Annotated in this window: 23 protein-coding genes; 12 read left to right on the top strand and 11 right to left on the bottom strand. The window is 66.1% G+C overall.

Annotated features, from left to right (window positions below; all coding sequences use genetic code 11):
- Nucleotides 1–44: 44 nt before the first annotated feature.
- The 9 genes from ubiE to ACGI6K_RS01980 are packed head-to-tail and all read left to right on the top strand — an operon-like array spanning nucleotide 45 to nucleotide 5,957.
- Complete coding sequence (gene ubiE, locus ACGI6K_RS02020; protein ID WP_376945287.1) at nucleotides 45–806, top strand: bifunctional demethylmenaquinone methyltransferase/2-methoxy-6-polyprenyl-1,4-benzoquinol methylase UbiE; 762 nt, start codon at nucleotides 45–47, stop codon at nucleotides 804–806.
- Nucleotides 806–1,429 (top strand): ubiquinone biosynthesis accessory factor UbiJ, encoded by a 624-nt coding sequence (locus tag ACGI6K_RS02015; RefSeq protein ID WP_376945289.1) that lies wholly within the window; start codon nucleotides 806–808, stop codon nucleotides 1,427–1,429. The genes ubiE and ACGI6K_RS02015 overlap by 1 nt, the downstream gene beginning before the upstream one ends.
- Entirely contained in the window at nucleotides 1,426–3,039 is a 1,614-nt protein-coding gene (gene ubiB / locus ACGI6K_RS02010) for a ubiquinone biosynthesis regulatory protein kinase UbiB (protein WP_376945291.1), read from the top strand. The genes ACGI6K_RS02015 and ubiB overlap by 4 nt, the downstream gene beginning before the upstream one ends.
- Before the next feature lie 39 nt (nucleotides 3,040–3,078).
- Nucleotides 3,079–3,480, top strand: a complete 402-nt coding sequence (hisI, locus tag ACGI6K_RS02005) for a phosphoribosyl-AMP cyclohydrolase (RefSeq protein ID WP_376945293.1) — start codon at nucleotides 3,079–3,081, stop codon at nucleotides 3,478–3,480.
- Nucleotides 3,473–3,808 carry a phosphoribosyl-ATP diphosphatase gene (locus ACGI6K_RS02000; protein ID WP_376945295.1) on the top strand — a complete coding sequence of 112 codons (336 nt, stop codon included), beginning with the start codon at nucleotides 3,473–3,475 and terminating at the stop codon, nucleotides 3,806–3,808. Before hisI ends, ACGI6K_RS02000 begins: the two co-directional genes overlap by 8 nt.
- A gap of 24 nt (nucleotides 3,809–3,832) precedes the next feature.
- A complete protein-coding gene (locus tag ACGI6K_RS01995) occupies nucleotides 3,833–4,090 on the top strand; it encodes a twin-arginine translocase TatA/TatE family subunit (protein WP_376945297.1) in 258 nt (85 codons plus the stop codon).
- Nucleotides 4,091–4,099: 9 nt separating this feature from the next.
- On the top strand, nucleotides 4,100–4,459 hold the full coding sequence (gene tatB / locus ACGI6K_RS01990; protein WP_376945299.1) for a Sec-independent protein translocase protein TatB: 360 nt from the start codon (nucleotides 4,100–4,102) through the stop codon (nucleotides 4,457–4,459).
- Complete coding sequence (gene tatC / locus ACGI6K_RS01985) at nucleotides 4,456–5,253, top strand: twin-arginine translocase subunit TatC (protein ID WP_376945301.1); 798 nt, start codon at nucleotides 4,456–4,458, stop codon at nucleotides 5,251–5,253. Before tatB ends, tatC begins: the two co-directional genes overlap by 4 nt.
- Entirely contained in the window at nucleotides 5,250–5,957 is a 708-nt protein-coding gene (locus ACGI6K_RS01980; RefSeq protein ID WP_376945303.1) for a 16S rRNA (uracil(1498)-N(3))-methyltransferase, read from the top strand. Before tatC ends, ACGI6K_RS01980 begins: the two co-directional genes overlap by 4 nt.
- Nucleotides 5,958–6,068: 111 nt before the next feature.
- On the opposite strand, the gene mdoH (ACGI6K_RS01975) is transcribed toward ACGI6K_RS01980, so the two are convergent.
- The 4 genes from mdoH (ACGI6K_RS01975) to ACGI6K_RS01960 all read right to left on the bottom strand — a co-directional run bounded on the left by mdoH (ACGI6K_RS01975) (nucleotide 6,069) and on the right by ACGI6K_RS01960 (nucleotide 14,763).
- On the bottom strand, nucleotides 6,069–8,669 hold the full coding sequence (gene mdoH, locus ACGI6K_RS01975) for a glucans biosynthesis glucosyltransferase MdoH (RefSeq protein ID WP_376945305.1): 2,601 nt from the start codon (nucleotides 8,667–8,669) through the stop codon (nucleotides 6,069–6,071).
- A complete protein-coding gene (locus ACGI6K_RS01970) occupies nucleotides 8,656–10,209 on the bottom strand; it encodes a glucan biosynthesis protein G (RefSeq protein ID WP_376945307.1) in 1,554 nt (517 codons plus the stop codon). The genes mdoH (ACGI6K_RS01975) and ACGI6K_RS01970 overlap by 14 nt, the downstream gene beginning before the upstream one ends.
- A 431-nt stretch (nucleotides 10,210–10,640) precedes the next feature.
- The gene (mdoH, locus tag ACGI6K_RS01965; protein WP_376945309.1) at nucleotides 10,641–13,196 is read right to left on the bottom strand and encodes a glucans biosynthesis glucosyltransferase MdoH; all 2,556 of its coding nucleotides are present in this window, start codon (nucleotides 13,194–13,196) and stop codon (nucleotides 10,641–10,643) included.
- A complete protein-coding gene (locus tag ACGI6K_RS01960) occupies nucleotides 13,189–14,763 on the bottom strand; it encodes a glucan biosynthesis protein G (RefSeq protein WP_376945311.1) in 1,575 nt (524 codons plus the stop codon). The genes mdoH (ACGI6K_RS01965) and ACGI6K_RS01960 overlap by 8 nt, the downstream gene beginning before the upstream one ends.
- Before the next feature lie 501 nt (nucleotides 14,764–15,264).
- Between ACGI6K_RS01960 and ACGI6K_RS01955 the strand changes: the two genes are divergently transcribed.
- Nucleotides 15,265–15,717 carry a UPF0158 family protein gene (locus tag ACGI6K_RS01955; RefSeq protein ID WP_376945313.1) on the top strand — a complete coding sequence of 151 codons (453 nt, stop codon included), beginning with the start codon at nucleotides 15,265–15,267 and terminating at the stop codon, nucleotides 15,715–15,717.
- On the opposite strand, the gene dtd is transcribed toward ACGI6K_RS01955, so the two are convergent.
- Together dtd and pip are read right to left on the bottom strand one after the other, a co-directional pair.
- Nucleotides 15,680–16,117, bottom strand: coding sequence for a D-aminoacyl-tRNA deacylase (gene dtd / locus ACGI6K_RS01950; RefSeq protein WP_376945315.1), 438 nt, complete (start codon nucleotides 16,115–16,117; stop codon nucleotides 15,680–15,682). The two genes, ACGI6K_RS01955 and dtd, sit on opposite strands and share 38 nt — an antisense overlap.
- A complete protein-coding gene (pip, locus tag ACGI6K_RS01945; RefSeq protein WP_376945317.1) occupies nucleotides 16,117–17,082 on the bottom strand; it encodes a prolyl aminopeptidase in 966 nt (321 codons plus the stop codon). The genes dtd and pip overlap by 1 nt, the downstream gene beginning before the upstream one ends.
- 153 nt (nucleotides 17,083–17,235) lie before the next feature.
- Here pip and ACGI6K_RS01940 point away from each other — a divergent pair, with 153 nt between their 5' ends.
- Both ACGI6K_RS01940 and ACGI6K_RS01935 read left to right on the top strand, forming a co-directional pair.
- Nucleotides 17,236–17,649: a ketopantoate reductase family protein gene (locus tag ACGI6K_RS01940; RefSeq protein ID WP_376945319.1), complete on the top strand. Its 414-nt coding sequence runs from the start codon at nucleotides 17,236–17,238 to the stop codon at nucleotides 17,647–17,649.
- On the top strand, nucleotides 17,592–18,041 hold the full coding sequence (locus tag ACGI6K_RS01935; protein ID WP_376945321.1) for a thioesterase family protein: 450 nt from the start codon (nucleotides 17,592–17,594) through the stop codon (nucleotides 18,039–18,041). Before ACGI6K_RS01940 ends, ACGI6K_RS01935 begins: the two co-directional genes overlap by 58 nt.
- Here ACGI6K_RS01935 and ACGI6K_RS01930 read toward each other — a convergent pair.
- The 5 genes from ACGI6K_RS01930 to ACGI6K_RS01910 form a co-directional block, all read right to left on the bottom strand.
- Nucleotides 18,025–18,366, bottom strand: a complete 342-nt coding sequence (locus ACGI6K_RS01930) for a cupin (protein WP_376945323.1) — start codon at nucleotides 18,364–18,366, stop codon at nucleotides 18,025–18,027. The genes ACGI6K_RS01935 and ACGI6K_RS01930 overlap by 17 nt on opposite strands.
- Before the next feature lie 38 nt (nucleotides 18,367–18,404).
- Nucleotides 18,405–18,959 carry a lipocalin family protein gene (locus tag ACGI6K_RS01925; RefSeq protein WP_376945325.1) on the bottom strand — a complete coding sequence of 185 codons (555 nt, stop codon included), beginning with the start codon at nucleotides 18,957–18,959 and terminating at the stop codon, nucleotides 18,405–18,407.
- A complete protein-coding gene (locus ACGI6K_RS01920) occupies nucleotides 18,956–19,210 on the bottom strand; it encodes a hypothetical protein (RefSeq protein WP_376945327.1) in 255 nt (84 codons plus the stop codon). Before ACGI6K_RS01920 ends, ACGI6K_RS01925 begins: the two co-directional genes overlap by 4 nt.
- A 105-nt stretch (nucleotides 19,211–19,315) precedes the next feature.
- Nucleotides 19,316–20,329, bottom strand: a complete 1,014-nt coding sequence (locus tag ACGI6K_RS01915) for a class 1 fructose-bisphosphatase (RefSeq protein ID WP_376945329.1) — start codon at nucleotides 20,327–20,329, stop codon at nucleotides 19,316–19,318.
- Between the two features lie 125 nt (nucleotides 20,330–20,454).
- On the bottom strand, nucleotides 20,455–22,902 hold the full coding sequence (locus ACGI6K_RS01910; protein WP_376945331.1) for a glycogen/starch/alpha-glucan phosphorylase: 2,448 nt from the start codon (nucleotides 22,900–22,902) through the stop codon (nucleotides 20,455–20,457).
- Nucleotides 22,903–22,985 lie beyond the last annotated feature (83 nt).

The following is a 22,985-nucleotide window of genomic DNA, read 5'->3' as shown; positions in this document are numbered from 1 at the left end:
CACCAGCATTAGAATGACCGGTACATTTTTCCGGTGCCAGCGACATGAACGATCCGCGCAAGACCGAACCTACCACCCATTTCGGCTACCAGAGCGTCCCGGAAAGCCAGAAGGCGCGGAAGGTCGCCGAAGTGTTCCACTCGGTGGCGGCCAAGTACGACCTGATGAACGACGTGCTCTCCGGTGGCCTACACCGCCTGTGGAAACGCTTCACCATCGAGCTGTCCGGTGTGCGCCGGGGCAACCGGGTGCTGGACATCGCCGGCGGCACCGGCGACCTGACCCTGCAGTTCTCCCGCCTGGTCGGCGAGAGCGGCGAGGTGGTGCTGGCCGACATCAACGACTCCATGCTCAAGGTCGGCCGCGACCGCCTGCTCGACAGGGGCGTAGCCGGTAACGTGCGCTTCGTCCAGGCCGACGCCGAGAGGCTGCCGTTCCCCGACAACCACTTCGATGTGATCACCATCGCCTTCGGCCTGCGCAACGTCACCCGCAAGGAAGACGCCCTGCGCTCCATGCTGCGGGTGCTGAAGCCGGGCGGCCGTCTGCTGGTGCTGGAATTCTCCAAGCCCTCCAGCGCCCTGCTCGGCAAAGTCTACGACGCCTACTCCTTCGCTTTCATGCCGCTGGCCGGCAAGCTGATCACCAACGACTCCGACAGCTACCGCTACCTGGCCGAGTCGATCCGCATGCACCCGGACCAGGAAACTCTCAAGAGCATGATGGCCGGCGCCGGCTTCGAGCGTGTTACCTACCACAACATGACCGGCGGCATCGTCGCCCTACACCGCGGCCTCAAGCCTTGATGCTCGGCACAGCCCTGCTCGCGGGCGCGGAACACGGCCTTAACCGCCTGCTGCGCCTGGACGCCACCGCCTTGCCGCGCCTGGCCCGGCTGGCCGGCTGCGTGCTCGCCGTACACTGCACGGCGCCCGAGCTGCATTTCCACATCCTGCCGAATGCCGATGGCCTGCGCCTGGCCGGCAACTGGCAGGGCGAGGCCGACTGCACCCTGCACGCGCCCGCCGCGAGCCTGCTGCGCCTGGCCGCCAGCCGACAGAAAACCGCCGTCCTGCACAGCCCCGAAGTCAGCCTGGAAGGCGACAGCAGCAGCCTGCTGGCACTCGCCGAAATCCTCCAGGATCTCGAGCTCGACTGGGAATACGAGCTGTCGCGCTGGTTCGGCCCGGTAGCCACCCAGTTATTCGCCGGCAGCCTGCGGCACAGCGCGCACTGGAGCGGACAGAGCCTTACCACCCTGCGCCAGAACCTGGCCGACTACCTCGGCGAAGAATCGAGTACCCTAGTCGGCCGCCACGAAGCCGAAGCCCGTTTCGCCGAAGTCGACGACCTCCGCTTGGCCACGGACCGCCTCGAGGCGCGCATCGCCCGCCTCACCCACCCACAGGAATCCAGCGACAACGCATGAAGCTTCTCGCCGTCCGCCGTCTGCTGCGCATCCAGAGCGTCGTCGTCCGCTATCGCCTCGACGACCTGCTATTCGACCAGCCGCTGCTGCCCTGGTGGCTGCGCGCACTGGGCTACTTCCTGCCTTGGCGCTGGCTCCCGCGCAGGCGGAGCGAGCAACTGCGCGCCGTCCGGCTGCGCTTGGCCCTGCAGGACCTCGGGCCGATCTTCATCAAGTTCGGACAGATCCTCTCGACCCGCCGCGACCTGCTGCCGGAAGACATCGCCGACGAGCTGACCTGGCTGCAGGACCGCGTGCCGCCCTTCAATCCGCAGCAGTCCGTAGCGCTGATCGAGGAGCAGTTGGGTGCCAGGGTCGACGAGGCGTTCGCCCGCTTCGACAGCGAGCCGCTGGCTTCGGCCTCAGTCGCCCAGGTGCACGCGGCGCAACTGAAGACCGGCGAGGAAGTGGTGGTCAAGGTTGTTCGCCCCGGCCTCAAGGCGGTGATCCGCCAGGACTTGGCCTGGCTCTACCTGTTCGCCCGGCTGGCCGAGCGGGCCTCCACAGAGGCCCGCCGCCTGCATCTGGTGGACGTGGTCAGCGATTACGAGAAGACCATCTACGACGAACTCGACCTGCTTCGCGAGGCAGCCAACGCCAGCCAGCTCAAGCGCAACTTCGAAGGCTCGCCGTTGCTCTACGTGCCGCAGATCTACTGGGAGTGGTGCCGCCCCAAGGTGCTGGTGATGGAACGCATCTACGGCGTGCCGGTGACCGACCTGGCCGCCCTCATCGATCAGGGCACCGATCTTAAGCTGCTCGCCGAGCGCGGCGTGGAAATCTTCTTCACTCAGGTGTTCCGCGACAGCTTCTTCCATGCCGACATGCACCCCGGCAACATCTTCGTCAGCACCCGCCAGCCCTGGGACCCGCGGTACATCGCCATCGACTGCGGCATCGTCGGCAGCCTGACGCCGCAGGACCAGGACTATCTGGCGCGCAACCTGCTAGCCTTCTTTAAGCGCGATTACCGCAAGGTCGCGCAGTTGCACATCGACTCCGGCTGGGTGCCAGCCGACACCCAGGTCAACGAATTCGAGGCGGCGATCCGTACCGTCTGCGAGCCGATCTTCGAGAAGCCGCTGAAGGACATCTCCTTCGGCCAGTTGCTGCTGCGCCTGTTCCAGACCGCCCGGCGCTTCAACATGGAGGTCCAGCCGCAACTGGTGCTGCTCCAGAAGACCCTGCTCAACATCGAGGGGCTCGGCCGCCAGCTCTATCCGGAGCTGGACCTGTGGACCACTGCAAAGCCTTTCCTCGAACGCTGGATGCGCAAGCGCATGAGCCCGAAGGCCATGCTCAACAACCTGCAGGGCCAGCTCGAACAGTTGCCGCATCTGGCGCGGGTGACCCACGCGGCGCTGGAAGGTATTTCCCGTCCGGCCTGGGACACGCGCAGGCGCGAGCGGCACGACTACCAGCTCCTGCGCCTGCTCGGCGCCGCTCTGCTGGCCGGCGGCGTGCTGCTCGCCCTCGAGGTTCCGCCGACCAATGCGAATGCCTGGCCGAGCTGGCTGATGCTCGCCAGCGGCCTCTACCTGCTGGTAGGTCGCCGGCGCCTTTCCGATTGACCCGGTATCGCGATGCCCGTGCGTCGCAACGGAGTGGATATGAAAGACTGGTTGGACGAAATTCACTGGAACGCCGACGGCCTGGTGCCGGCCATCGCCCAGGACCACCGGACCGGGCGCATCCTGATGATGGCCTGGATGAACCGCGAGTCTTTGGCCCTGACCGTTCGGGAAAATCGCGCCATCTACTGGTCACGCTCGCGTGGTAAACTTTGGCGCAAGGGCGAGGAGTCCGGCCATGTGCAGAAAATGCATGAACTGCGCCTGGACTGCGACGCCGACGTGATCATCCTGCAGGTCGAGCAACTCGGTGGAATCGCCTGCCACACCGGCCGCGAGAGCTGCTTCTACCGCGTTTTTGAAGACGGCGCCTGGAAGGTCGTCGATCCGATCCTCAAGGACCCCGACGCCATCTACCGTGCAGGACACCCTCATGAGTGACACCCTCAACCAACTGGCCGAAGTGCTCGAGGCGCGCAAGAATGCCACGCCGGACAGCTCCTACGTGGCCAGCCTGTATCATAAGGGCCTGAACAAGATCCTAGAGAAGGTCGGCGAGGAATCGGTGGAAACCATCCTCGCAGCCAAGGACGCCGCGACCAGTGGCGACTGCAGCGAGCTGATCCACGAGACGGCCGACCTCTGGTTCCATAGCCTGGTCATGCTCGCCGCCCTCGGCCAACACCCCCAGGCGGTGCTCGACGAACTGGAGCGGCGCTTCGGCCTGTCCGGGCATGCGGAAAAGGCCGCCCGTCAACCATCTGCCTAACCCTTTAGCGGCAAGAGAAATTTCATGGGTATCTTCGACTGGAAACACTGGCTGATCATCCTCATCGTCGTCGTCCTGGTGTTCGGCACCAAGCGCCTGAAGACGCTCGGCTCCGATATCGGCGAAGCCATCAAGGGCTTTCGCAAGGCGGTGAACACCGAGGAAGGCGAGAACAGGCCCGCCGAGCCGCAGACCGGCACTAGCGCCGGCGAGGCGCTGAACAAGACGCAGACCATCGAGGGTCAGGCCCATAAGGTCGACACTCCGGTGCGCAAGGACTGAGTCTGCGGCATGTTCGATATCGGTTTTTCCGAGTTGCTGCTGGTCGGCCTGGTTGCCCTGCTGGTGCTCGGCCCCGATCGTCTGCCGGGCGCCGCGCGCACGGCCGGCCTGTGGGTCGGTCGATTGCGGCGTAGCTTCAACACGCTCAAGAGCGAAGTGGAACGCGAGATCGGCGCCGACGAGATTCGCCGCCAACTGCATAACGAGCGAATCCTCGAGCTGGAACGGGAAATGCGGCAGAGCCTGCAGCCTCCGACCCCGCCAGCGCCGAACGCGCCGGACGACAGCTCCGCGCCCTCCCCGCAGCATGCCGCCCCGGCCGGTAGCGAGCCTCCCGCCGCCTCTTCCGACAAGACGCCCAGCCCATGACAACCCGACCGGAAGGCGACCAGGACATGCCCCTGGTCGCGCACCTGACCGAACTGCGCACACGCCTGTTGCGCTGCGTACTGGCAGTGTTGCTGATCTTCATCGCACTCATTCCTTTCGCCCAGGAAATCTACACCCTGGTTTCGGCACCGCTGCGCGCCTATCTGCCGGAGGGTGCGACCATGATCGCCACCGGCGTGGCCTCGCCGTTCCTAACCCCGTTCAAGCTGACCGCCTGGGTGGCGCTGTTTCTCAGCGTTCCGGTGATTTTGCATCAGGCCTGGGGATTCATCGCGCCGGGGCTTTACCGGCAGGAAAAGCGCATCGCCCTGCCGTTGCTGGCTTCCAGCATCGCCCTGTTCTACATCGGCATGTCCTTCGTCTATTTCCTGGTCTTCCCGCTGATGTTCCACTTCTTCGCCAGCGTAACCCCCGAAGGCGTGGCGATGATGACCGACATCAACGAATACCTGGACTTCGTTCTCACCCTATTCTTCGCCTTCGGCGTGGCCTTCGAGATTCCGGTGGCAACCTTCCTGATCGTCTGGATCGGCCTGGTCGACGTAGAGGCGCTGAAGAGAAGCCGCCCTTACGTGATCGTCGGCTGCTTCGTGGTCGGCATGATCCTCACGCCGCCGGATGTCTTCTCCCAAACCCTGCTGGCGGTGCCGATGTGGCTGCTGTTCGAGGTCGGCATCTTGTTCGGCGCCATGGTCCGCCGCGACGCCGGGGAAACCGGCGACGGCACCGCCCTGGCCGGCCGCGGGCACGACGATCAACCGCCTCGGGCATGAACCTGCTGCTGCTCGATGACGCCGACTTCGTCGGCGCCGACCGGGCGGTCCTGCGCGACCGCCGCCTGCACCACCTGCGCGAGGTGCACCGTGCCGAGGCCGGCGACAGCCTGCGCGTCGGCCGCCTGGGCGGTGCCATGGGCGAAGGTCGCTTGCTGCGCCTCGAAGCCGCCGAGGCCGAATTGCAGGTGGTCTTCGACTGCCCGCCGCCGGCCAAGCTACCCCTGACCCTGCTGCTCGCCCTGCCCCGACCGAAGATGCTCAAGCGCGTGCTGCAGACGGTCGCCGCCATGGGTGTGCCGCGCCTGGTGCTGCTCAACAGCTATCGAGTGGAGAAGAGCTTCTGGCAGACCCCCTTCCTCGAAGTCGCGGCGATCCGCGAACAACTGCTCCTCGGCCTGGAACAGGCGCGCGACACCATGCTACCGGAAGTGCTGGTCGAAAAGCGCTTCAAGCCCTTCGTCGAGGACCGCCTGCCGCAGCTCGCCGCCGACACCCTCGGCCTGCTCGGCCATCCCGGCGACTACCCGCCTTGCCCACGCGCCGTCGAGCGGCCGGTGACCCTGGCTATCGGCCCAGAAGGCGGCTGGATTCCCTACGAAGTGGACAAGCTGCAAGCGGCGGGCCTTGCCCCGGTGCAACTGGGCGAGCGCATTCTGCGCGTGGAAACCGCCGTGACCGCCCTGCTCGCCCGCCTGTTCTGAGCACCGGGCAAGCGCGACTGGCCCCGATCCCCCGGCGGTCTCCGGCGCCGGGAATAACGGTCATAGATGTTCTACGTGGCGGGCGCCCGACGAATGGACGCCCGACACTCCTCACCCGGCCATCCGCACCCCGTCGACCGCCGGCTTCGTCTGGCTGCCCGGAGGAGCGACCAGCGGGCGGTCGCTGCTCCGGTACAGGCTGCCCAGCGAGCGTCGCCAAGGCGCTAGCCAGTTCTCCCAGCCCTCTTCCCAGAGTTGCAGGTGCAGGCGCGCCAGGACCACCGGATCGCCGAGCAGAGCCAGTCGTGCCCGGTCATCGAGCCGCTCGGGACCGACGGCCAGTGCATGAGTCACGCGTTCCGCGCGCAGCCGTTCGATCGCCAGCGACCGGCCATGGCGTGTCGTGGCCATGGCACAGGCCAGGGCATTGTCCAGCGGGTCGACCACCGCCCGGACGAAGGCGCCGCCCAGCGCCCGCTGGCGGTTTTCCCGGGTATAGCGCTCGGTGGCGCGCAACTCGAGCGGTGCATCGTGCTCCTCGGGGATGAGGAACAGCTTCAGCGCACGCAGGCGCCGCCCCAGGCCGACCCGGCTGGAAAGCACCGATACCGGGATGGACAGCATCAGGGAACCGACGATCGGCGCCAGCCACCAGAGAAAATGCGGGCCCAGCCAAGCCACTAGCAAGGCCCAGAGGATGCCGATCAGGGTCTGCACGCCGTGACGGCGCAGCGCCTCGCCCCAGGAGGTGGAGCCGTCGTCGCGACGCGGCGACTTCCACTGGATCGAACGGCCAAGGAAGGCGCCGATCACGAAGCAGCTATGGAAGAACATCCGCACCGGCGTCAGCAGGACGGAGCAGAACATCTCCAGCAGCACGCTCAGGGTCACCCGGAGCGTCCCACCATAGGGGCCGACGCCCTTGATCCAGACCAATACCAGGCTGAGCAGCTTGGGCAGCACCAGCATGGTCAGGGTGCTGTAGAACAGCAGCATCGCTTCCTGGGGATACCAGGGCATCCAGGCTGGGAACGCTCCCGCCACGCTGGCGGCATCCTGAGGCATCAGCAACTGGTGTGCGGCCATCAGTGCGGTGGAGAGCAGCAGGAAGGCGAACCACAGCGGCGCCGACAGATAGGACATCACTCCGGTGAGGAAAACCGCGCGGTGCACCGGATGTATGCCGCGGACCAGAAACAGGCGGAAGTTCATCAGGTTGCCGTGGCACCAGCGGCGGTCGCGCTTGAGCTCGTCGAGCAGGTTCGGCGGCAGCTCTTCGTAGCTGCCCGGCAGATCGTGGGCGACCCACACGCCCCAGCCGGCACGTCGCATCAGGGCGGCCTCGACGAAGTCGTGGGAAAGGATCGCCCCGGCGAACACCCCGCGCCCCGGCAACGGAGCCAGCGCGCAGTGCTCGATGAACGGCTCGATGCGGATGATCGCGTTGTGTCCCCAGTAGTGCGACTCGCCGAGCTGCCAGAAATGCATGCCGGCGGTCAGTAGCGGGCCGTAGACGCGGGTGGCGAACTGCTGCATGCGCGCATAGAGGGTGTCGCGGCCGGAAGCCTTGGGCGCGGTCTGGATGATCCCGGCTTCAGGATTAGCCTCCATCAGCCGTACCAGCGTGGCCAGGCAGTCGCCGCTCATCACGCTGTCGGCATCCATCACCACCATGTAGCGGTACTGGCTACCCCAGCGCCGGCAGAAGTCGTCGATGTTGCCGCTCTTGCGTTTCACCCGGCGCCGGCGCCGGCGATAGAAGATGTGCCCGGAGCCGCCGGTCTCGCGGCACAGGTCGAACCAGGCCTGCTGCTCGGCGGCGGCGATTTCGGCCGAGCTGCTGTCGCTGAGGATGAAGAAGTCGAAGCGCGCCAGCTCGCCAGTGGCGGCCAGCGACTCGTAGGTCGCCCGCAGGCCGGCGAAGGCCCGCGCCACGTCCTCGTTGCAGATCGGCATGACGATGGCCGTGCGTATCTCGGCGGGAATCGGCCCGCTTCCCGCCTCGGCGGCGCAGATGTGCCGGCCCCCACGCCCGCGCAACAACTCCCAGAAGCCCATCACCGCCGTCCAGAAACCGGCCGAGACCCAACCGAAGAGCAGCGCGAAGAGGCCGAGCACGCTGCCCTCGAGCAGGTACGGCAGCGCCGTGCCCAGGCTCTGCCAGGGGCTTGGCGGGGTGCCTTCGACGAACTGGGCGATCGTGGAATAGGACCAGTCGCAGCATGGCAGGATGTCGCGCATGTACCAAGTGGCCAACGCGGTCGGTCCCAGCATCAGCAGCAACAGAAGCAACCTGCGCCGCGAGGCGCCCCGCTGCCAGCTCACCGGCGGCAGATCGCGCGGCGGCGACGGGTTGCGGCGGCCGGTGAAGCGGCGCCAGAGGCGCAGCAGCGGATTGCAGTCCCAAGGCTCGGGGACAACCGGGGTACGGCAAATCGGCGGCGCGGCCGCCAGACAGGCACGGCCGGCGGCATCGCTGGCAAGCCGCCCGGTGGCGACCGGTTCGTCGCCGTAGCCTTCGCTCAGGCGCCGGGAGGCCGAGGCCAAGGCGGCATCGCCGAGCCCCGCCCGGGCGCCGCCGGCCAGTCTGCAGTGCAGTTCGGCGAGCGAGTCGGCATCGGTCAGACGCCCGCGCTCCGCCGCGGCCAGGGGCAGATGGCGCAAATACTCATCCAGCGGAGCCTGACGAAAGGTCGGATTATTCTTTGGCATGCAACTGGTAGCTCCAGATTTCGGTCAGGCGTCGGTCGCCCTTGACCAATGCGGCGTACATCTCCACCGGCCGCTGTGGGTCCTTGACTTTCAAACGCAGGGTAAGGCGCCAACCCCGGATGGCCGGGTGGTAGCGCAAGCTGTTTTCCAGCAATTCGCCGTTGTTATCGACGTTGACTTGGCTGGCCAGCGGCGTGTCCGGCGCCAGCGCCTGCAGCGCCGGCCCCTCGAAATCCACCAGCAGCAGCGTGCTGCCGTCGGCCTGGCGAATCAGGTTGCGCTGCTTCAGTTCGCCCCGCGAACGCAGGGTCTGCCTGACCCAGGCCGAGCTGCCGGCATACAGCGCCGCCTCGTCGCGGGTCCAGTGCAGGCGGTAGGCGAAGTCCAGCGGCCGCCCAGGCGCGGGCACGCTCTTCGGCCGCCAGAAGGCGACGATATTGTCGTTGGTTTCGTCCGGGGTGGGGATCTCGACCAGCTCCACGCTGCCCGCCCCCCACTGGCCCAGCGGCTCGATCCAGGCGCTCGGGCGCAGGTCGTAGCGATCGTCCAGGTCTTCGTAATCGGAGAACTCGCGGCCACGCTGCAGCAGGCCGAAGCCGCGCGGGTTCTCCACGCTGTAGGGGGTGACCGTCAACTGCTGCGGATTTTGCAGCGGGCGCCAGATCCGGTCGCCGTTGCCGTCATGGATCAACAGGCCGCTGGAGTCGTGGATCTGCGGACGGAAATTGGCCTGCGGCGACGGCTGGTTGTCGCCGAACAGGAACATGCTAGTCAACGGTGCCAGGCCCAGCCGGCCGACCGGCCCGCGCAGGAAGAGCCGCGCCTCGACATCCACCCAGGTGTCCTGGCCCGGATGCAGGACCATCCGGTAGGCGCCGGTAGCGCGCGGCGAGTCGAGCAGGGCGAAAATGGTCAGATGACGATCCTGGGGCTTCGGACGCTCGATCCAGAATTCGCGAAAGCGCGGAAACTCCTCGCCGGAGGGTAGCGCGGTGTCGAGCGCCAAGCCGCGAGCGGAGAGGCCGAACACCTGCCCCTGGCCGACCACACGGAAATAGCTGGCGCCGAGGAAGGTGGCGACCTCATCCTGCTTGTCCGCACGGTTGATCGGATAAAGCACGCGAAAGCCGGCATAGCCGAGCTTCCCGACCGTCTTGGGATCGATGCGCAGCGAGCCGAAATCGAAACGCGAGGGGTCGTATTCGATCTCCTTGGCATGGCCGGCCACCACTTCGTTGATGCGCACCGGAGTGGCGAAATGCATACCTTGATGGTGAAAGCCCAGCTTGAAATGGGTCTTCTCGTTGGTCCAGTAAGCCTTTTCGGCCCGGAAGCGGATCTGCTGGTAATCGGCGAAGGCCATTCCGGCGAATTCGGCCGGCAGGTTGCTGACCGGAGCGACGTAGGGCTCGCCGGCCAGGCGCCTAGCTCGTTCGGCCACTTCGCCGAAGTCGAAGCCCCAGGCCGGAGCGACGCCTTGCGCCAAAAAGGCGAAACCGGCCAGCAGCAGGCCGCGGCATGAAGCGATCATCGACGTCATTGCGCAAGGCTCGGGCATGGCTGAAGGAAGGGATGGACGGGACTGTCGGCCAGCCACTCTAATCTATTGAAAAAAATAGAGAAAACCAGAGATTTGCGGAAAGCCGCAAGTGATTGATTTTTCTTTTAAATTCATATGTTTAAATATTCTTAACCAAATCCTTCGAAAAACGCCGGGAAAGACGACGAGCGATTTCCGGTCGAGCAGGATAACAGCCTCCGGCCTTTCGCAGGACCGACTTGGAAGCAAAGTGATAAGAGAAACCCGGTGTCCCCGGCCGGATTCCCACCTCCGCCATAGCCTGGGAAATCAGCCGCCGCCAAGCAGCGGGTCCTGACTCACCCGTACCACAGGAGCCGTTAAGCGCCCGCCCAGGCTCGGGGCTGGCGCCAAGCCCTGCGACTTCGGGCGCGCGCGGCAGCCATCCATCCCTATCTCGCCAGCAGCAATCCCGCCGTCTCCGACGTGCTCCCGTTCGCCACGCCGCTTCGGCAGGCGCCGGTCAACGGCTGGCGCCAAGGGGCTAGCCAATTCTCCCGGCCCTCCTCCCACAACTGCAGATGCAGGCGCGCCAAGGCCACCGGGTCACTCAGCAGGGCCAGGCGGCTCTCGCCGTCCAGTCCTTCCGGTCCGGCGGCCAGCGCCTGTTCCACGCGCTCGCGACGCCGCCTCTCGATGGCCTCGGCCGTGCCGTGCCGCGCCGTACCCATGGCGCAGGCCAGGGCATTGAACCACGGGTCGACGGCCGCCCGGATGAACCCGTTCCCGAACGCCCGCTGCCGGTTCTCCCCGGTGTAGCGCTCGGTGGCGCGCAACTCGGGCGGCGCATCGTACTCCTCGGGGATGAGGAATAACCTGCCGCGACGCGCGCGCAGGCCCCATCCGACCCAGCTAGTGACCACCGAAACCGGAATGGAGAGTATCAGCGACCCCAGAATGGGCGACAGCCACCAGAGGAAGCGCGGGTTCAGCCAGGCCACCAGCAGCGCCCAGGCAATGCCGAGCAGGGTCTGCCCGCCATGCCGGCGCACGGCCTCGCTCCAGGTGGTAGCGTCGTCGTCGCGCTGCGGAGACTTCCACTGCACCGACCAGCCGAGAAACGCGGCGATCACGAAGCGGGTGTGGAAAAGCATGCGCACCGGCGCCACCAGCATCGAGAAAAGCATTTCCAGCACCATACTCAAGACTACCTTGAAAGCTCCGCCGTAGGCCTTGGCCCCCTTCGCCCAGACCAGAATCACGCTGAGCAGCTTGGGCAGAAACAGCAGCGTCAGGGTGGTCGAGAACAGCGCGATGGCACGCTCCGGGTGCCATTGCGGCCAGATCGGGAAGAGTTGCCTGGGCGCCAGGAAGTACTGCGGCTCCATCAACTGATGTACCGCCAGTAGCGCGGTGGAGAGCACCAGGAAAGCGAACCACAACGGAGCCGACAGATAGGACATCACCCCGGTAAGGAACACCGCGCGGTGCACCGGGTGCATGCCCTTGACCAGGAACAGCCGGAAATTCATCAAATTGCCTTGGCACCAGCGGCGGTCGCGCTTGAGCTCGTCGAGCAGGTTCGGCGGCAGTTCCTCGTAGCTGCCCGGCAGATCGTAGGCGATCCACACCCCCCAGCCGGCGCGCCGCATCAGGGCGGCCTCGACGAAGTCGTGGGAAAGAATCGCCCCGGCGAATGCCCCCCTGCCCGATAGCGGAGCCAGCGCGCAGTGCTCGATGAACGGCTTGACACGGATGATCGCGTTGTGTCCCCAGTAGTGCGACTCGCCGAGCTGCCAGAAATGCAGGCCGGCGGTGAACAGCGGGCCGTAGACGCGGGTGGCGAACTGCTGCAAGCGTGCGTAGAGCGTGTCCATGCCAGAGGCCTTCGGCGCAGTCTGGATGATCCCGGCCTCGGGATTGGCCTCCATCAGTCGAACCAGCTTGGTCAGACACTCGCCGCTCATCACGCTGTCGGCATCCATCACCACCATGTAGCGGTATTGACTGCCCCAGCGCCGGCAGAAGTCGTCGATGTTGCCGCTCTTGCGTTTCACTCGGCGCCGGCGCCGGCGATAGAAGATGCGCCCGGAGCCGCCGGTCTCGCGGCACAGTTCGAGCCAAGCCTGCTGCTCGGCGACAGCGATGTCGGCCGAGCTGCTGTCGCTGAGGACGAAGAAGTCGAAGCGCGCCAACTCGCCAGTGGCGGCCAGCGACTCGTAGGTCGCCCGCAGGCCGGCGAACACGCGCGCCACGTCCTCGTTGCAGATCGGCATGACGATGGCCGTGCGAGCCTCGGCGGCGATTGGTTCGTCGCCTGCGCTGCTGCCGGAAATGCGGTAACGGTCACGCCCGCTGAGCAGTTCCCAGAAGCCCATCAAGGCCGTCCAGAAGCCGGCCGAAACCCAGCAGAACAGGATGGTGAAGAGAAACAGCACGCCGAACTGGAGGATATACGGCAAGACCTGTTGCAGGCTCTGTTGCCAGCTCTGCCGGCTGATCTCGGCGAGATCGACGAAGGCCCAGCCCTGATAGGGCAGGATGCCCTTCATGTACCAAGTGGCCAGGGCGGTCTGGCCCAACATCAGCACCAGCAGGATGAGCCGGCGCAGCGAGCCGACCCGCTGCCAACGAGCCTTCGGCAGATCGCGGGTCGGCCTGGGCGGACTCCGCCGGCCGGTGAGCCGGTACCAGAAACGTACCAATACATTGGTTCGCCAGGGCTCGGGAACGACCTTGGTGCGCCGGATCGGCGGTGCGGCCTTGAGGCAGGGACGGCCGGCGTCATCCATGTCGATCCCGTCCCGTTCGCGGTCACCCAGCCCGAGGCGCCTGGCGGCCGAGGCCAAAGCGGGATCGGCGGCCGGCGCCGCAGACGCTCCGGCCAGCCGGCGATGCAGTTCGGCCAGCGAATCGGCATCGGCCAGACGTTCGCATTCCAGCGCATCCAGCGGCAGATGTTCGAGGTATTCGGCCAGCGGAGTCTCGAAAGGCGTCGGATTATTCATTGGCGGGCAACTGGTAGCTCCAGGTTTCGGTCAGGGTCTTCTCGCCGTTGACCAGCGCGACACGCATCTCCGTCGGCTTCTTCGGATCCTTGACGCTGACCCGCAGTATCAGGCGCCAACCCTTGGTAGCCGGGTTGTAACGCAGGCTGTTCTCCTTCACCTCGACATTGCCGTCGACGCCGAGCAGGGGGCGGAGCGGCGCATCCGGCGGCAGCTTTTTCAGCGCGGGACCCTCGAAGTCGACCACCAACGCCGTGCTGCCGTCCGGCTGGCGGACCAGGTTCTTCTGCTTCACGTCGCCCGCCGCGCGCAGGGTCTGCTCGACCCAGGCGGAATCCCGGTCGTGCAGCCCCGGCTCGTCACGGGTCCAGTGCAGGCGGTAGTTCAGGTCCAGCGGCTGGCCCGGCTCCGGCTGGCTGGCCGGACTCCAGAAAGCGACGATGTTGTCGTTGGTTTCGTCCGGGGTGGGGATCTCGACCAGCTCCACGCTGCCCTTGCCCCAGTCGCCTTGCGGCTCGACCCAGGCGCTCGGACGCAGGTCGTAGCGGTCGTCCAGGTCCTCGTAGCGCGAGAATTCGCGGCCGCGCTGAAGCAGACCGAAGCCTTTCGGATTCTCCACGCTGTAGCTGCTCACCGACAGGTGCTTCGGGTTGTTCAGCGGGCGCCAGATCCATTCGTCGTTGCCGGAATGGATCTGCAGACCGCTGGAATCGTGCAGCTCCGGACGGTAGTTGGGCTGTGCCGGAGGCTGGTTGCCGCCGAATAGGAACATGCTGGTCAACGGCGCCAGGCCCAGCTTGCCGACCTTTTCGCGCAGGAACAGCCGGGACTGGACATCGACCACCGCGTCGCGGCCCGGATGCAGCACGAAGCGATAGGCGCCGGTGGCACGTGGCGAGTCGAGCAGGGCGAAGATCGTCAGATGCTTGTCCTGCGGCTTCGGCTGTTCGATCCAGAACTCGCGAAAGCGCGGGAACTCCTCGCCCGAAGGCTGCGCCGTGTCGATCGCCAGGCCGCGGGCCGACAGGCCGTAAGCCTGGCCCTTGCCGACCACGCGAAAATAGCTGGCGCCGAGGAAGGTGGTGATCTCGTCGCGCTTGTTCGCGCCGTTGATCGGATAGAGCACGCGGAAGCCGGCGTAGCCCAGATTTCTGGTCGCGTTGCGGTCGAAGTGCAGGGTGCCGAAATCGAAGCGTGCGGGGTCATAGGGGATTTCCGCGACCCCGCCGCCGGCGATCTCGTTGATTTTCACGGGCGTGTTGAAGTGCATGCCTTGGTGATAGAAGCTCAGCTTGAAGGGCGTCTTCCTGTCCGACCAGTAGGCCTTGTCCGGACGGAAGCGGATCTGTTGGTAGTCGGCGAACGTCATTTCGCTGAACTCGGCAGGCAGGTTACTGGCTGGAGCGGCGAATTTCTCGGCGGCCAGGCTTTTCGCCTTTTCGGCCACGTCGTCCAGATCGAAGGCCTGGGCCGGGGCGGGCTCCAGCGCCAAGACGAGCAGCCCGGCCAATAACAATCCATACGGAGGGTGGTTGCGTGATACGGAAAAAACCGAACGGGAAAACATGAATCCTCCTGTTGTCCGACACAAGAACGAAGGCGGGCTTGCAAAGCACGGCACCAGGACACTAGGGGTTTGGGACCGAAGTGCTAATAACGGAATTCCATCTCCATGTGCCCGTTTGTCTGTCAGACAAGCGAACGCATGCTTGCCTGGCGCCTCGAAAGAGCACTGCGTCGGTGCGGTATCGACCGGCCGTCCTTGTCGGTAAAGGCGGCAACGGCACCAGCGCGGATGCAGGGGCTCATCGCAAAGGGCACGCAGTACAGGCTCCACAGGCCAGACCCATTCACGGCGAAGGCGGATTATCGAACCTCGTCAGCAAAGCCGGCAGCGGTCCGACGCTTCGGGACGGGACGGCCATACAACCTCGGGAAATACCCGCCACAGGGCAGGGCCATGTTGGCAGCCCTGGCCACGCACGGAAACGGCCGCCCGTCGGGCCTTGGCGCACCCGGCCTGGCAGCCGTTAAGCTGGGCGCATCGTTCCCTCGGCTGGAGATCGCCATGCTTCTGACCATCGACCTGCAACGACTGGAAAACGCCCTGGAAGGCGACGAAGTCGTCGATCACTACCTAGACCTGGATACCGGCGAGATCCTCGTGGTCGGCCCCGAGGCACCGATTCCGGGCAGCGCCGAGAAGTACGACGTGCAACCCGAACGCTACCTGCCCATCGAACCGCTGCCCGGAGTCAAGAGCCTGGCGATGCGCGAGGAGTTCCTCTATACCCAGCCCGATCCGCATGCGCACCCCCTGCTCAGCCGCGCCCTGAGCGGGCGCCGGCCGCTGCGCACCTTCGACTACGGATTGGAGCAGTTTCCCCGGATGCGCGAGGCCTGGCACCTCTACCGGCGCCGGCGGCTACGCGAATACGCCCTGGAATGGCTGGAGGACAATGGTCTAGAGCCGGCGGGCCGGCTCAAGCCTCGAGCAGGAAGGTCACCGGACCGTCGTTGACCAGTTCGACCCGCATATGGGCGCCGAAGCGCCCGCCGGCGACCTGCGGGTGACGCTCGCGGGCCAGCGCCAGCAGCGCCTCGAACAGCGCTTGGCCCTGGGCCGGCGGCGCGGCGCTGGAGAAGCTCGGGCGCAGGCCGCTGCGGGTATCGGCGGCGAGGGTGAATTGCGAGACCAGCAGCAGGCCGCCGCCGACCTGAGCCAAGGACAGGTTCATGCGCCCCTCGGCATCGGCGAACACCCGGTAGTTGAGCAGCCGGTGCAGCATCCACCCGACGCTTTCCCGGTCGTCTTGCGGCTCGATGCCGACCAGCGCCAGCAGGCCCGGACCGATGGCGCCGACCGCCTCGCCAGCGATCGTCACCCGAGCCTCGGCAACCCGCTGGATCAGCGCCTTCATCAGGCCTCCTCGGGCGGCACGCCGAGCAGGCGCTTGGCGAGTGTGTCCGTGGCGCGCACCAGAGCATCGGCGATCCCCAACTCGCCGGCCGAATGCCCGGCATCGCGGATGATCAGCAGCTCGCTGTTCGACCAGGCGCGGTGCAATTCCCAGGCATTGTCCAGCGGGCAGACCACATCGTAGCGGCCATGCACGATCACCCCTGGCAGATGGGCGATCCTCGGCATGTCGCGCAGCAACTGGTCGGGCTCGAGGAAGGCATTGTTGACGAAGTAGTGGCACTCGATGCGTGCGATGGACAGGGCGTGCTCGTGGAAACGCTCGACCACGTCCGGGTTCGGCCGCAGGGTGGCGGTGCGCCCCTCCCAGGTGGACCAGGCCTTAGCCGCGTGCATCTTGGCGATCTCGTCGGTACCGGTGAGGCGCCTGTGGTAGGCCTGCATCAGGTCGCCACGCTCCTCCGGCGGGATCGGCGCCAGGTAATCCTGCCAAAAGTCCGGGAATAGCCGGCTGGCGCCTTCCTGGTAGAACCAGTGGAAGTCCTGCGGCCGGCACAGGAAGATGCCACGCAGGATCAGCGCCTTCACCCGCTCCGGATGGGTCTGGGCATAGGCCAGCGCCAAGGTAGACCCCCAGGAACCGCCGAACAGCACCCATTGCTCGATGCCCAGATGCTCGCGGATGCGTTCCATGTCCGCCACCAGATCCCAAGTGGTGTTGTTCTCCAGGCTCGCGTAGGGCGTCGAGCGGCCGCAGCCGCGCTGGTCGAAGGTCACGATGCGGTACAGGTTGGGGTCGAAGAAGCGCCGACTCATGCTGTCGCAGCCCGCCCCCGGCCCGCCATGGATGGACACCACCGGCAGGCCGTCCGGCGAACCGCTCTCGTCGACGTACAGTTCGTGGGGATGGTCCACCGCCAATTGGTGGCGGGCGTAGGGTTTGATCTCCGGATACACGGTTTGCATGCTCTGCTCCAAGGCTGAACAGGACCATCCGTCCTGGGGTAGCCGGCATCATAGCCTCGAAAAGAGCCGGGAGCATGCGCCAAATCGGGGGAATGCCGCACCTGCCACCATTTTTGCGGAACGCCGCGCCCCGGCCTAACGTCGACTCCGGACGTGATCGGCGCCACCACCCTGGAAGAGATCTACACCAGCCCCAACCTGCACGAACTGGTCTGCGATCTGCTGCACGAGGGCCTACGGGTCGCCGCCGCCTACAGCGCGCAACTCGACCTGCCGGGCTTTCCCGCCCGCGGCGCGGCCATGGGCGCGGTACGCACCTCGATGCGGCAGGACCATGCGCGAGGACGCCCGCTGGAACTGGCGGCGATCGGCGAGGCCGTGCTCGAACTGGCCACCAGGCTGAACATCGCACTGCCGCGCAGCCGCCAGATCATCGCCTTGGCGCGCTTCTGCGGCCACCGGCAACGCGCTATCGGGTTCGAACCTCCATCCACATCCGAGAGCACTCCATGGCCCGACGGCACCTGGAATTCCCCGCGCACGCCCTCCTCTACCGCACCGAGATGAGCGTAAGCGGCAGCGACATCAATGGCGCCCGTCACCTGGGCAACGATACCCTGATCTCGATGCTCTCCGAGGCGCGCTCGGGTTTCCTGTACGCCCAGGGCATCGACGACAGCGGCGCCGAGAGCGAAGGTCCCGGCATCATCGTCACCGACCTCGCCACCCTCTACAAAGCCAAGGCTCACGCCCGCGACCGGCTGCCGTTCGAGGTGGGCCTGGCGGACTTCAACCGCTACGGCGGCGACATCTTGTTCCGCGTCAGCCGCCCGGCGGACGGCGCGCTGATCGCCCTGGCCAAGTACGGCTTCGTGTTCTTCGACTACCGGGCCAGCAAGGTGGTGCCGATTCCCGAAGCCTTCGCCGCGCGCTTTTTGGAGGTCAACCGATTGCCTTGACCGGCGGCACGTGCACCGCCAGCCAGACCGTCGGACCGTGCGGGGCGGTGGCCTCGACGCGATGGCGTTCGCCCGCCGAGATCAGCAGGTGATCGCCCACCGCCAGGGCGATCGGCTGCGATTGGCTTTCCAGGCGCAGCACTGCGCTGCCGGCCAGCAGCAATACCCACTCGTCCCAATCCTGGTCGTACCAGAAGCCCGGTGGGCTGGCCTGCCCTTGGGAGACGATGCGTTCGACTCGGCAACCGGGCAGGCTGAGCAAGTCGTCGAAGCGCTCGCCCGCCGAAGCATCGGGCAGCGGCCGGAAGAGGTTGCGCGGGGACAATATCGAGACTCCTTGCACCGAGGGGAAATGGCGAGCGTTCAATCCCCAGGGCGCCAGATCAGCAATTCGGTTTCGTAGCCCCTCTCGCGGGCCAAGCCGAGCAGGCGCTCGCGGTCCTGCGGGGTGATGCTGGTGTCGCGGGAAAGTATCCAGAGGAATTCGCGATCGGGACTGCCGACCAGGGCTAGGCGATAGTCCGGGTCGACATGCAGCACCCAGTAGTCGCCCTTGGCCAACACTGGGAAGCCGTAGCCGAAGACATTGTAAAAGCGCAGTTGGAGCCGGTCGGTGCGCCCCCGCTCGAGCGGGCGAGCCGTACCACTGGCCTCCAGCCATTCGCCGGCGGCCGTGCGGCAGCGGTTGTGCACGGCCAGAACACCGGGGGACAGCAGGCGGTAATGCGCCTCGGCCTGGCGGCAGCGGCTCTGGAACGACACCGGCAGGCGCGCCAGTTCGTACCAGGTACCCTGGTAGCGTTCGAGATCCACTGTGCCGGCCGTGGCCGGCGGCTGCCGTTCCCAGTAGGCACAACCGCCGAGCAGCAGGCCGAGAGCGGCCAGGCCGAGCGCGCGCCACGCCCCCGTGCGTTTCATCGCAGGCCCTGCCCGGAGAACATCAACACCTTATCGCCGCCGAACTGGATGCTGATGAAGGTCCGCTGGTCGCCCCAGGTGCAACTGGAGAAACCGAGGGCCCCGGAGCACTCGGCGGGCTTGCCGAGCATCTGCTCGACTTCGCCGCGGAGCATGCCGGGCTTGAGCCGGGAATAGTTCTCCTGGTTGAGCCCGCCGTCGCAGGCGGCCAGCAGGAGACAGAAGGACAGCAGGGCGAAACGAAGCGACATCGACGGACATCCTGGCAAGGGTGAAGCACAAGCCTGACACGATAGCCTCCCGGATGACATCAACGTTTCGTAAAAGCCGCGGCCGGCACGCCGCGGCACCAGGGGTCACCCTTCCAGATGATAGTCGGTGATGCGCTTGACCTCCGCCTTCGAACCGAGGAACACCGCGACCCGCTGGTGCAAAGATTCGGGCTGGATGTCGAGGATGCGCTGGCTGCCGTCGGTGGCGGCGCCGCCGGCCTGCTCGATGATGAAGGACATCGGGTTGGCCTCGTACATCAGCCGCAGCTTGCCGGGCTTGCTCGGCTCGCGGGCATCGCGCGGGTACATGAAGATGCCGCCGCGGGTGAGGATACGGTGCACGTCGGCCACCATGGAGGCGATCCAGCGCATGTTGTAGTTCTTATCCAGCGGGCCGGTCTTGCCGGCCAGCAACTCGTCCACGTAGCGCTTGACCGGCGGCTCCCAGTGGCGCTGGTTGGACATGTTGATGGCGAACTCGGCGGTGGTTTCCGGCACGCTCAGGTTGTCGTGGGTGAGCACGAAGCTGCCCAGCTCGCGGTCAAGGGTGAAGCCCTTGACGCCATTGCCAAGGGTCAGCATGAGCATGGTCTGCGGGCCGTAGATGGCGTAACCGGCGGCCACCTGCTGGGTGCCCGGCTGGAGGAAAGCCTGCTCGTTGAGGCTGTCGTTCTGGGTCAGGTACTGGTCCGGGCAGCGCAGCACCGAGAAGATGGTGCCGACCGAGACGTTGACGTCGATGTTGCTGGAACCGTCCAGCGGATCGAACACCAGCAGGTAGGCGCCCTTTGGGTACTTGCCGGGAATCTGATAGGCGGAGTCCATTTCTTCGGAAGCCATGCCGGCCAGGTGGCCACCCCACTCGTTGGCCTCCAGGAGGATCTCGTTGGACATCACGTCGAGCTTCTTCTGCACCTCGCCCTGCACGTTCTCGGTGCCCATGCTGCCGAGCACCCCGCCCAGCGCGCCTTTGGACACTGCATGGCTGATTTCCTTGCAGGCACGCGCCACCACCTCGATGAGGAAGCGCAGGTCGGCCGGGGTGTTGTGACTGCGAGTCTGCTCGATCAGGTAGCGGCTCAGGGTTACGCGGGACATGTAAATGACTCCGGGGGCTGGAAAATTCGCGCATTTTAACGCGACAGGGTGGGCGATGCCTCACTCAGACTGGAACAGCCGGCGCAGGTTCAGCATCGCAACAATCGATACGGCTCGGGGCCGGCTCACTCCGGCAACCGCCAGATCTCGCGAGCGTACTCGCGGATGGTGCGGTCGGAGGAGAACCAGCCCATCCGCGCGGTGTTCAGTACCGCCGAACGCCACCACTGGCTGGGCACGCGCCAGCGCGCATCGACTTCGCGCTGGGCCTGCCAGTAGGCGTCGAAATCAGCGCAGACCATGAAGTTGTCATGCTGCAGCAGCCCGTCGACCAGCCCCGCGTAGCGCCCCGGATCGTCCGGCGAGAAGACTCCGCTGCGGATCGCCGTGAGCACTTCGGACAGCCGCGGCGAGGCGGCCACGGCGGCCGCGCCGCCGACCTCGCCGGAACGCCGGCGCGCCTCCACCTGCTGCGCGCCGAGGCCGAAGATGAACAGGTTTTCGCTGCCGATCCGCTCGCTCATCTCCACGTTGGCGCCGTCCAGGGTGCCGATGGTCAGGGCGCCGTTGAGGGCGAATTTCATGTTGCTGGTCCCGGACGCCTCCATGCCGGCGGTGGAGATCTGCTCGGAGAGATCCGCCGCGGGGATGATGATCTCCGCCAGACTGACATTGTAGTTGGGCAGAAACACCACCTTGAGCCGGCCGCGCAGCGTGGGGTCGCCGTTCACCGTGCGGGCGATGTCGTTGGCCAGCTTGATGATCAACTTGGCCTGGTGGTAGCTGGCCGCCGCCTTGCCGGCGAGGATTTTCACTCGTGGGCCCCAGTCCACGCCCGGCTCGTCGCGGATCGCCTGGTACAGCGCCACGCAGTGCAGCAGGTTGAGCAACTGGCGCTTGTACTCGTGGATGCGCTTGACCTGCACGTCGAACAGCGCCTCGGGATCGAGGACGACGCCCAGGCGGTCTTGCACCAGCCGAGCCAGCGCCTCCTTGTTCTGCCGGCGCAGGGTACGGAAGTGCTGGTGGAAGGAGATCTGCCCGGCCTGCGCCTCGAGCCCGCCGAGCAGGTGCTCGGGATCGTCGAGCAGCGCTTCGCCAAGGGTATCGACCAGCAGCGCGGTGAGCCGCGGGTTGCTCTGGTAGAGCCAGCGGCGGAAGGTAATGCCGTTGGTCTTGTTGCTGATCCGCTCGGGATAGAGGCCGTGCAACTGGGCGAACACGGTCTTGCGCATCAGTTCGGTGTGCAGCGTCGAGACGCCGTTGACGCAGTGCGAACCGAGAAACGCCAGGTTACCCATGCGCACCCGTCGGCCGAGCTCCTCCTCGATCAGCGAGACCGCCCGCAGCAGGTCGAAATCGTGCATGCCTTGGGCGCGCAGGCGATCGATGTGCTGGGCATTGATCAGGTAGATGATCTGCATGTGGCGCGGCAGCAGACGCTCCATCAACGCCACCGGCCAGCTCTCCAGGGCCTCAGGCAGCAGCGTGTGGTTGGTGTAGGAAAGAGTCGCCACGGTCAGTTCCCAGGCCTTGTCCCAATCCAGGCCGTGGACGTCGAGCAACAGGCGCATCAGCTCGGCCACGGCGATCGACGGATGGGTGTCGTTGAGCTGGATCGCAGCGTACTCGGGCAGGTCGAGCAGGCTGCCGCGCTGCTTGAGGTGGCGGCGCAGCAGGTCCTGCAGCGAGGCCGAGACGAAGAAGTATTCCTGGCGCAAGCGCAGCTCCTGGCCGGCAGCGGTGTCGTCGGCCGGATAGAGTACCCGCGAGATGCTCTCGGCGCGCACCGACTCGGCCACCGCGCCGAGGTGGTCGCCGGCGTTGAAGCGCTCCAGATGCAGGTTGGTTTCCGGCCGGCCGCGCCACAGGCGCAGGGTGTTCACGCTGTGCCGGCGCCAGCCGACGATCGGCGTGTCGTAGGCGATGGCGCGCATGTCCTCGGCCGGCTGCCAGACATGGCATTGCCGCCCGTCCTCGCCCTCCGTGCAGACCACGCTGCCGCCGAAGCTGATCCGGTAGCTGACTTCGGGCCGCTCGAACTCCCAGGGATTGCCGAACTCCAGCCAGGTCTCGGTCTGCTCCTGCTGCCAGCCGTCGACGATGACCTGGCGGAACAACCCGTAGTCATAGCGGATGCCGTAGCCGTAAGCGGGAATGCCGAGGGTCGCCATGCTTTCCATGAAACAGGCCGCCAGCCGGCCGAGGCCGCCGTTGCCCAGCGCCGCGTCCGGTTCGAGGTCGCGGATGCGCTCTAAGTCGATGCCCAGTTCGGCCAGCGCGGCTCGCGCGACCTCGAGCAGGCCTAGGTTGCTCAGGGTAGGCTGCAGGAGGCGCCCGACGAGAAACTCCAATGACAGGTAGTAGACGCGCTTGCTGCTTTGGCGGTAAGCGCGGTTGGCGTGATCCATCCAGGTTTCCACCAGATGGTCGCGGGTGGCCAGGGCGACGGCCTCGAACCAGTCGAAACCGACGGCGTGTTCGGGAGTCTTGCCCACCGCATACTTCAGCTTGTCGATGATACGCGCGCGGAATGCAGCGACTTCTTCGGGAACGGGCGACACCTCGGGCATAACGGCAACCTCGCTGGGCAATGACGGAACAAGGGTTCGACCCTCGGCGGCGCAACAACATGCACCCACCCAATCAAGCATGC

The sequence above is a fragment of the Azorhizophilus paspali genome (genome assembly GCF_043587585.2).
Classification (GTDB): domain Bacteria; phylum Pseudomonadota; class Gammaproteobacteria; order Pseudomonadales; family Pseudomonadaceae; genus Azotobacter; species Azotobacter paspali.
This window is presented reverse-complemented; position numbering and strand designations above follow the sequence as displayed.

What these genes read in the sequence shown, in the direction of transcription:
- ACGI6K_RS01960 (WP_376945311.1), bottom strand. Translation starts at nt 14,763, where the DNA reads ATGTTTTCCCGTTCGGTTTTTTCCGTATCACGCAACCACCCTCCGTAT.
- ACGI6K_RS01910 (WP_376945331.1), bottom strand. Translation starts at nt 22,902, where the DNA reads ATGCCCGAGGTGTCGCCCGTTCCCGAAGAAGTCGCTGCATTCCGCGCG.
- dtd (WP_376945315.1), bottom strand. Translation starts at nt 16,117, where the DNA reads ATGAAGGCGCTGATCCAGCGGGTTGCCGAGGCTCGGGTGACGATCGCT.
- ubiE (WP_376945287.1), top strand. Translation starts at nt 45, where the DNA reads ATGAACGATCCGCGCAAGACCGAACCTACCACCCATTTCGGCTACCAG.
- hisI (WP_376945293.1), top strand. Translation starts at nt 3,079, where the DNA reads ATGAAAGACTGGTTGGACGAAATTCACTGGAACGCCGACGGCCTGGTG.
- ACGI6K_RS01920 (WP_376945327.1), bottom strand. Translation starts at nt 19,210, where the DNA reads ATGTCGCTTCGTTTCGCCCTGCTGTCCTTCTGTCTCCTGCTGGCCGCC.
- ACGI6K_RS02000 (WP_376945295.1), top strand. Translation starts at nt 3,473, where the DNA reads ATGAGTGACACCCTCAACCAACTGGCCGAAGTGCTCGAGGCGCGCAAG.
- ACGI6K_RS01925 (WP_376945325.1), bottom strand. Translation starts at nt 18,959, where the DNA reads ATGAAACGCACGGGGGCGTGGCGCGCGCTCGGCCTGGCCGCTCTCGGC.
- ubiB (WP_376945291.1), top strand. Translation starts at nt 1,426, where the DNA reads ATGAAGCTTCTCGCCGTCCGCCGTCTGCTGCGCATCCAGAGCGTCGTC.
- mdoH (WP_376945309.1), bottom strand. Translation starts at nt 13,196, where the DNA reads ATGAATAATCCGACGCCTTTCGAGACTCCGCTGGCCGAATACCTCGAA.
- ACGI6K_RS01955 (WP_376945313.1), top strand. Translation starts at nt 15,265, where the DNA reads ATGCTTCTGACCATCGACCTGCAACGACTGGAAAACGCCCTGGAAGGC.
- ACGI6K_RS01980 (WP_376945303.1), top strand. Translation starts at nt 5,250, where the DNA reads ATGAACCTGCTGCTGCTCGATGACGCCGACTTCGTCGGCGCCGACCGG.
- pip (WP_376945317.1), bottom strand. Translation starts at nt 17,082, where the DNA reads ATGCAAACCGTGTATCCGGAGATCAAACCCTACGCCCGCCACCAATTG.
- mdoH (WP_376945305.1), bottom strand. Translation starts at nt 8,669, where the DNA reads ATGCCAAAGAATAATCCGACCTTTCGTCAGGCTCCGCTGGATGAGTAT.
- ACGI6K_RS01935 (WP_376945321.1), top strand. Translation starts at nt 17,592, where the DNA reads ATGGCCCGACGGCACCTGGAATTCCCCGCGCACGCCCTCCTCTACCGC.
- ACGI6K_RS01995 (WP_376945297.1), top strand. Translation starts at nt 3,833, where the DNA reads ATGGGTATCTTCGACTGGAAACACTGGCTGATCATCCTCATCGTCGTC.
- ACGI6K_RS02015 (WP_376945289.1), top strand. Translation starts at nt 806, where the DNA reads ATGCTCGGCACAGCCCTGCTCGCGGGCGCGGAACACGGCCTTAACCGC.
- ACGI6K_RS01970 (WP_376945307.1), bottom strand. Translation starts at nt 10,209, where the DNA reads ATGACGTCGATGATCGCTTCATGCCGCGGCCTGCTGCTGGCCGGTTTC.
- tatB (WP_376945299.1), top strand. Translation starts at nt 4,100, where the DNA reads ATGTTCGATATCGGTTTTTCCGAGTTGCTGCTGGTCGGCCTGGTTGCC.
- tatC (WP_376945301.1), top strand. Translation starts at nt 4,456, where the DNA reads ATGACAACCCGACCGGAAGGCGACCAGGACATGCCCCTGGTCGCGCAC.
- ACGI6K_RS01915 (WP_376945329.1), bottom strand. Translation starts at nt 20,329, where the DNA reads ATGTCCCGCGTAACCCTGAGCCGCTACCTGATCGAGCAGACTCGCAGT.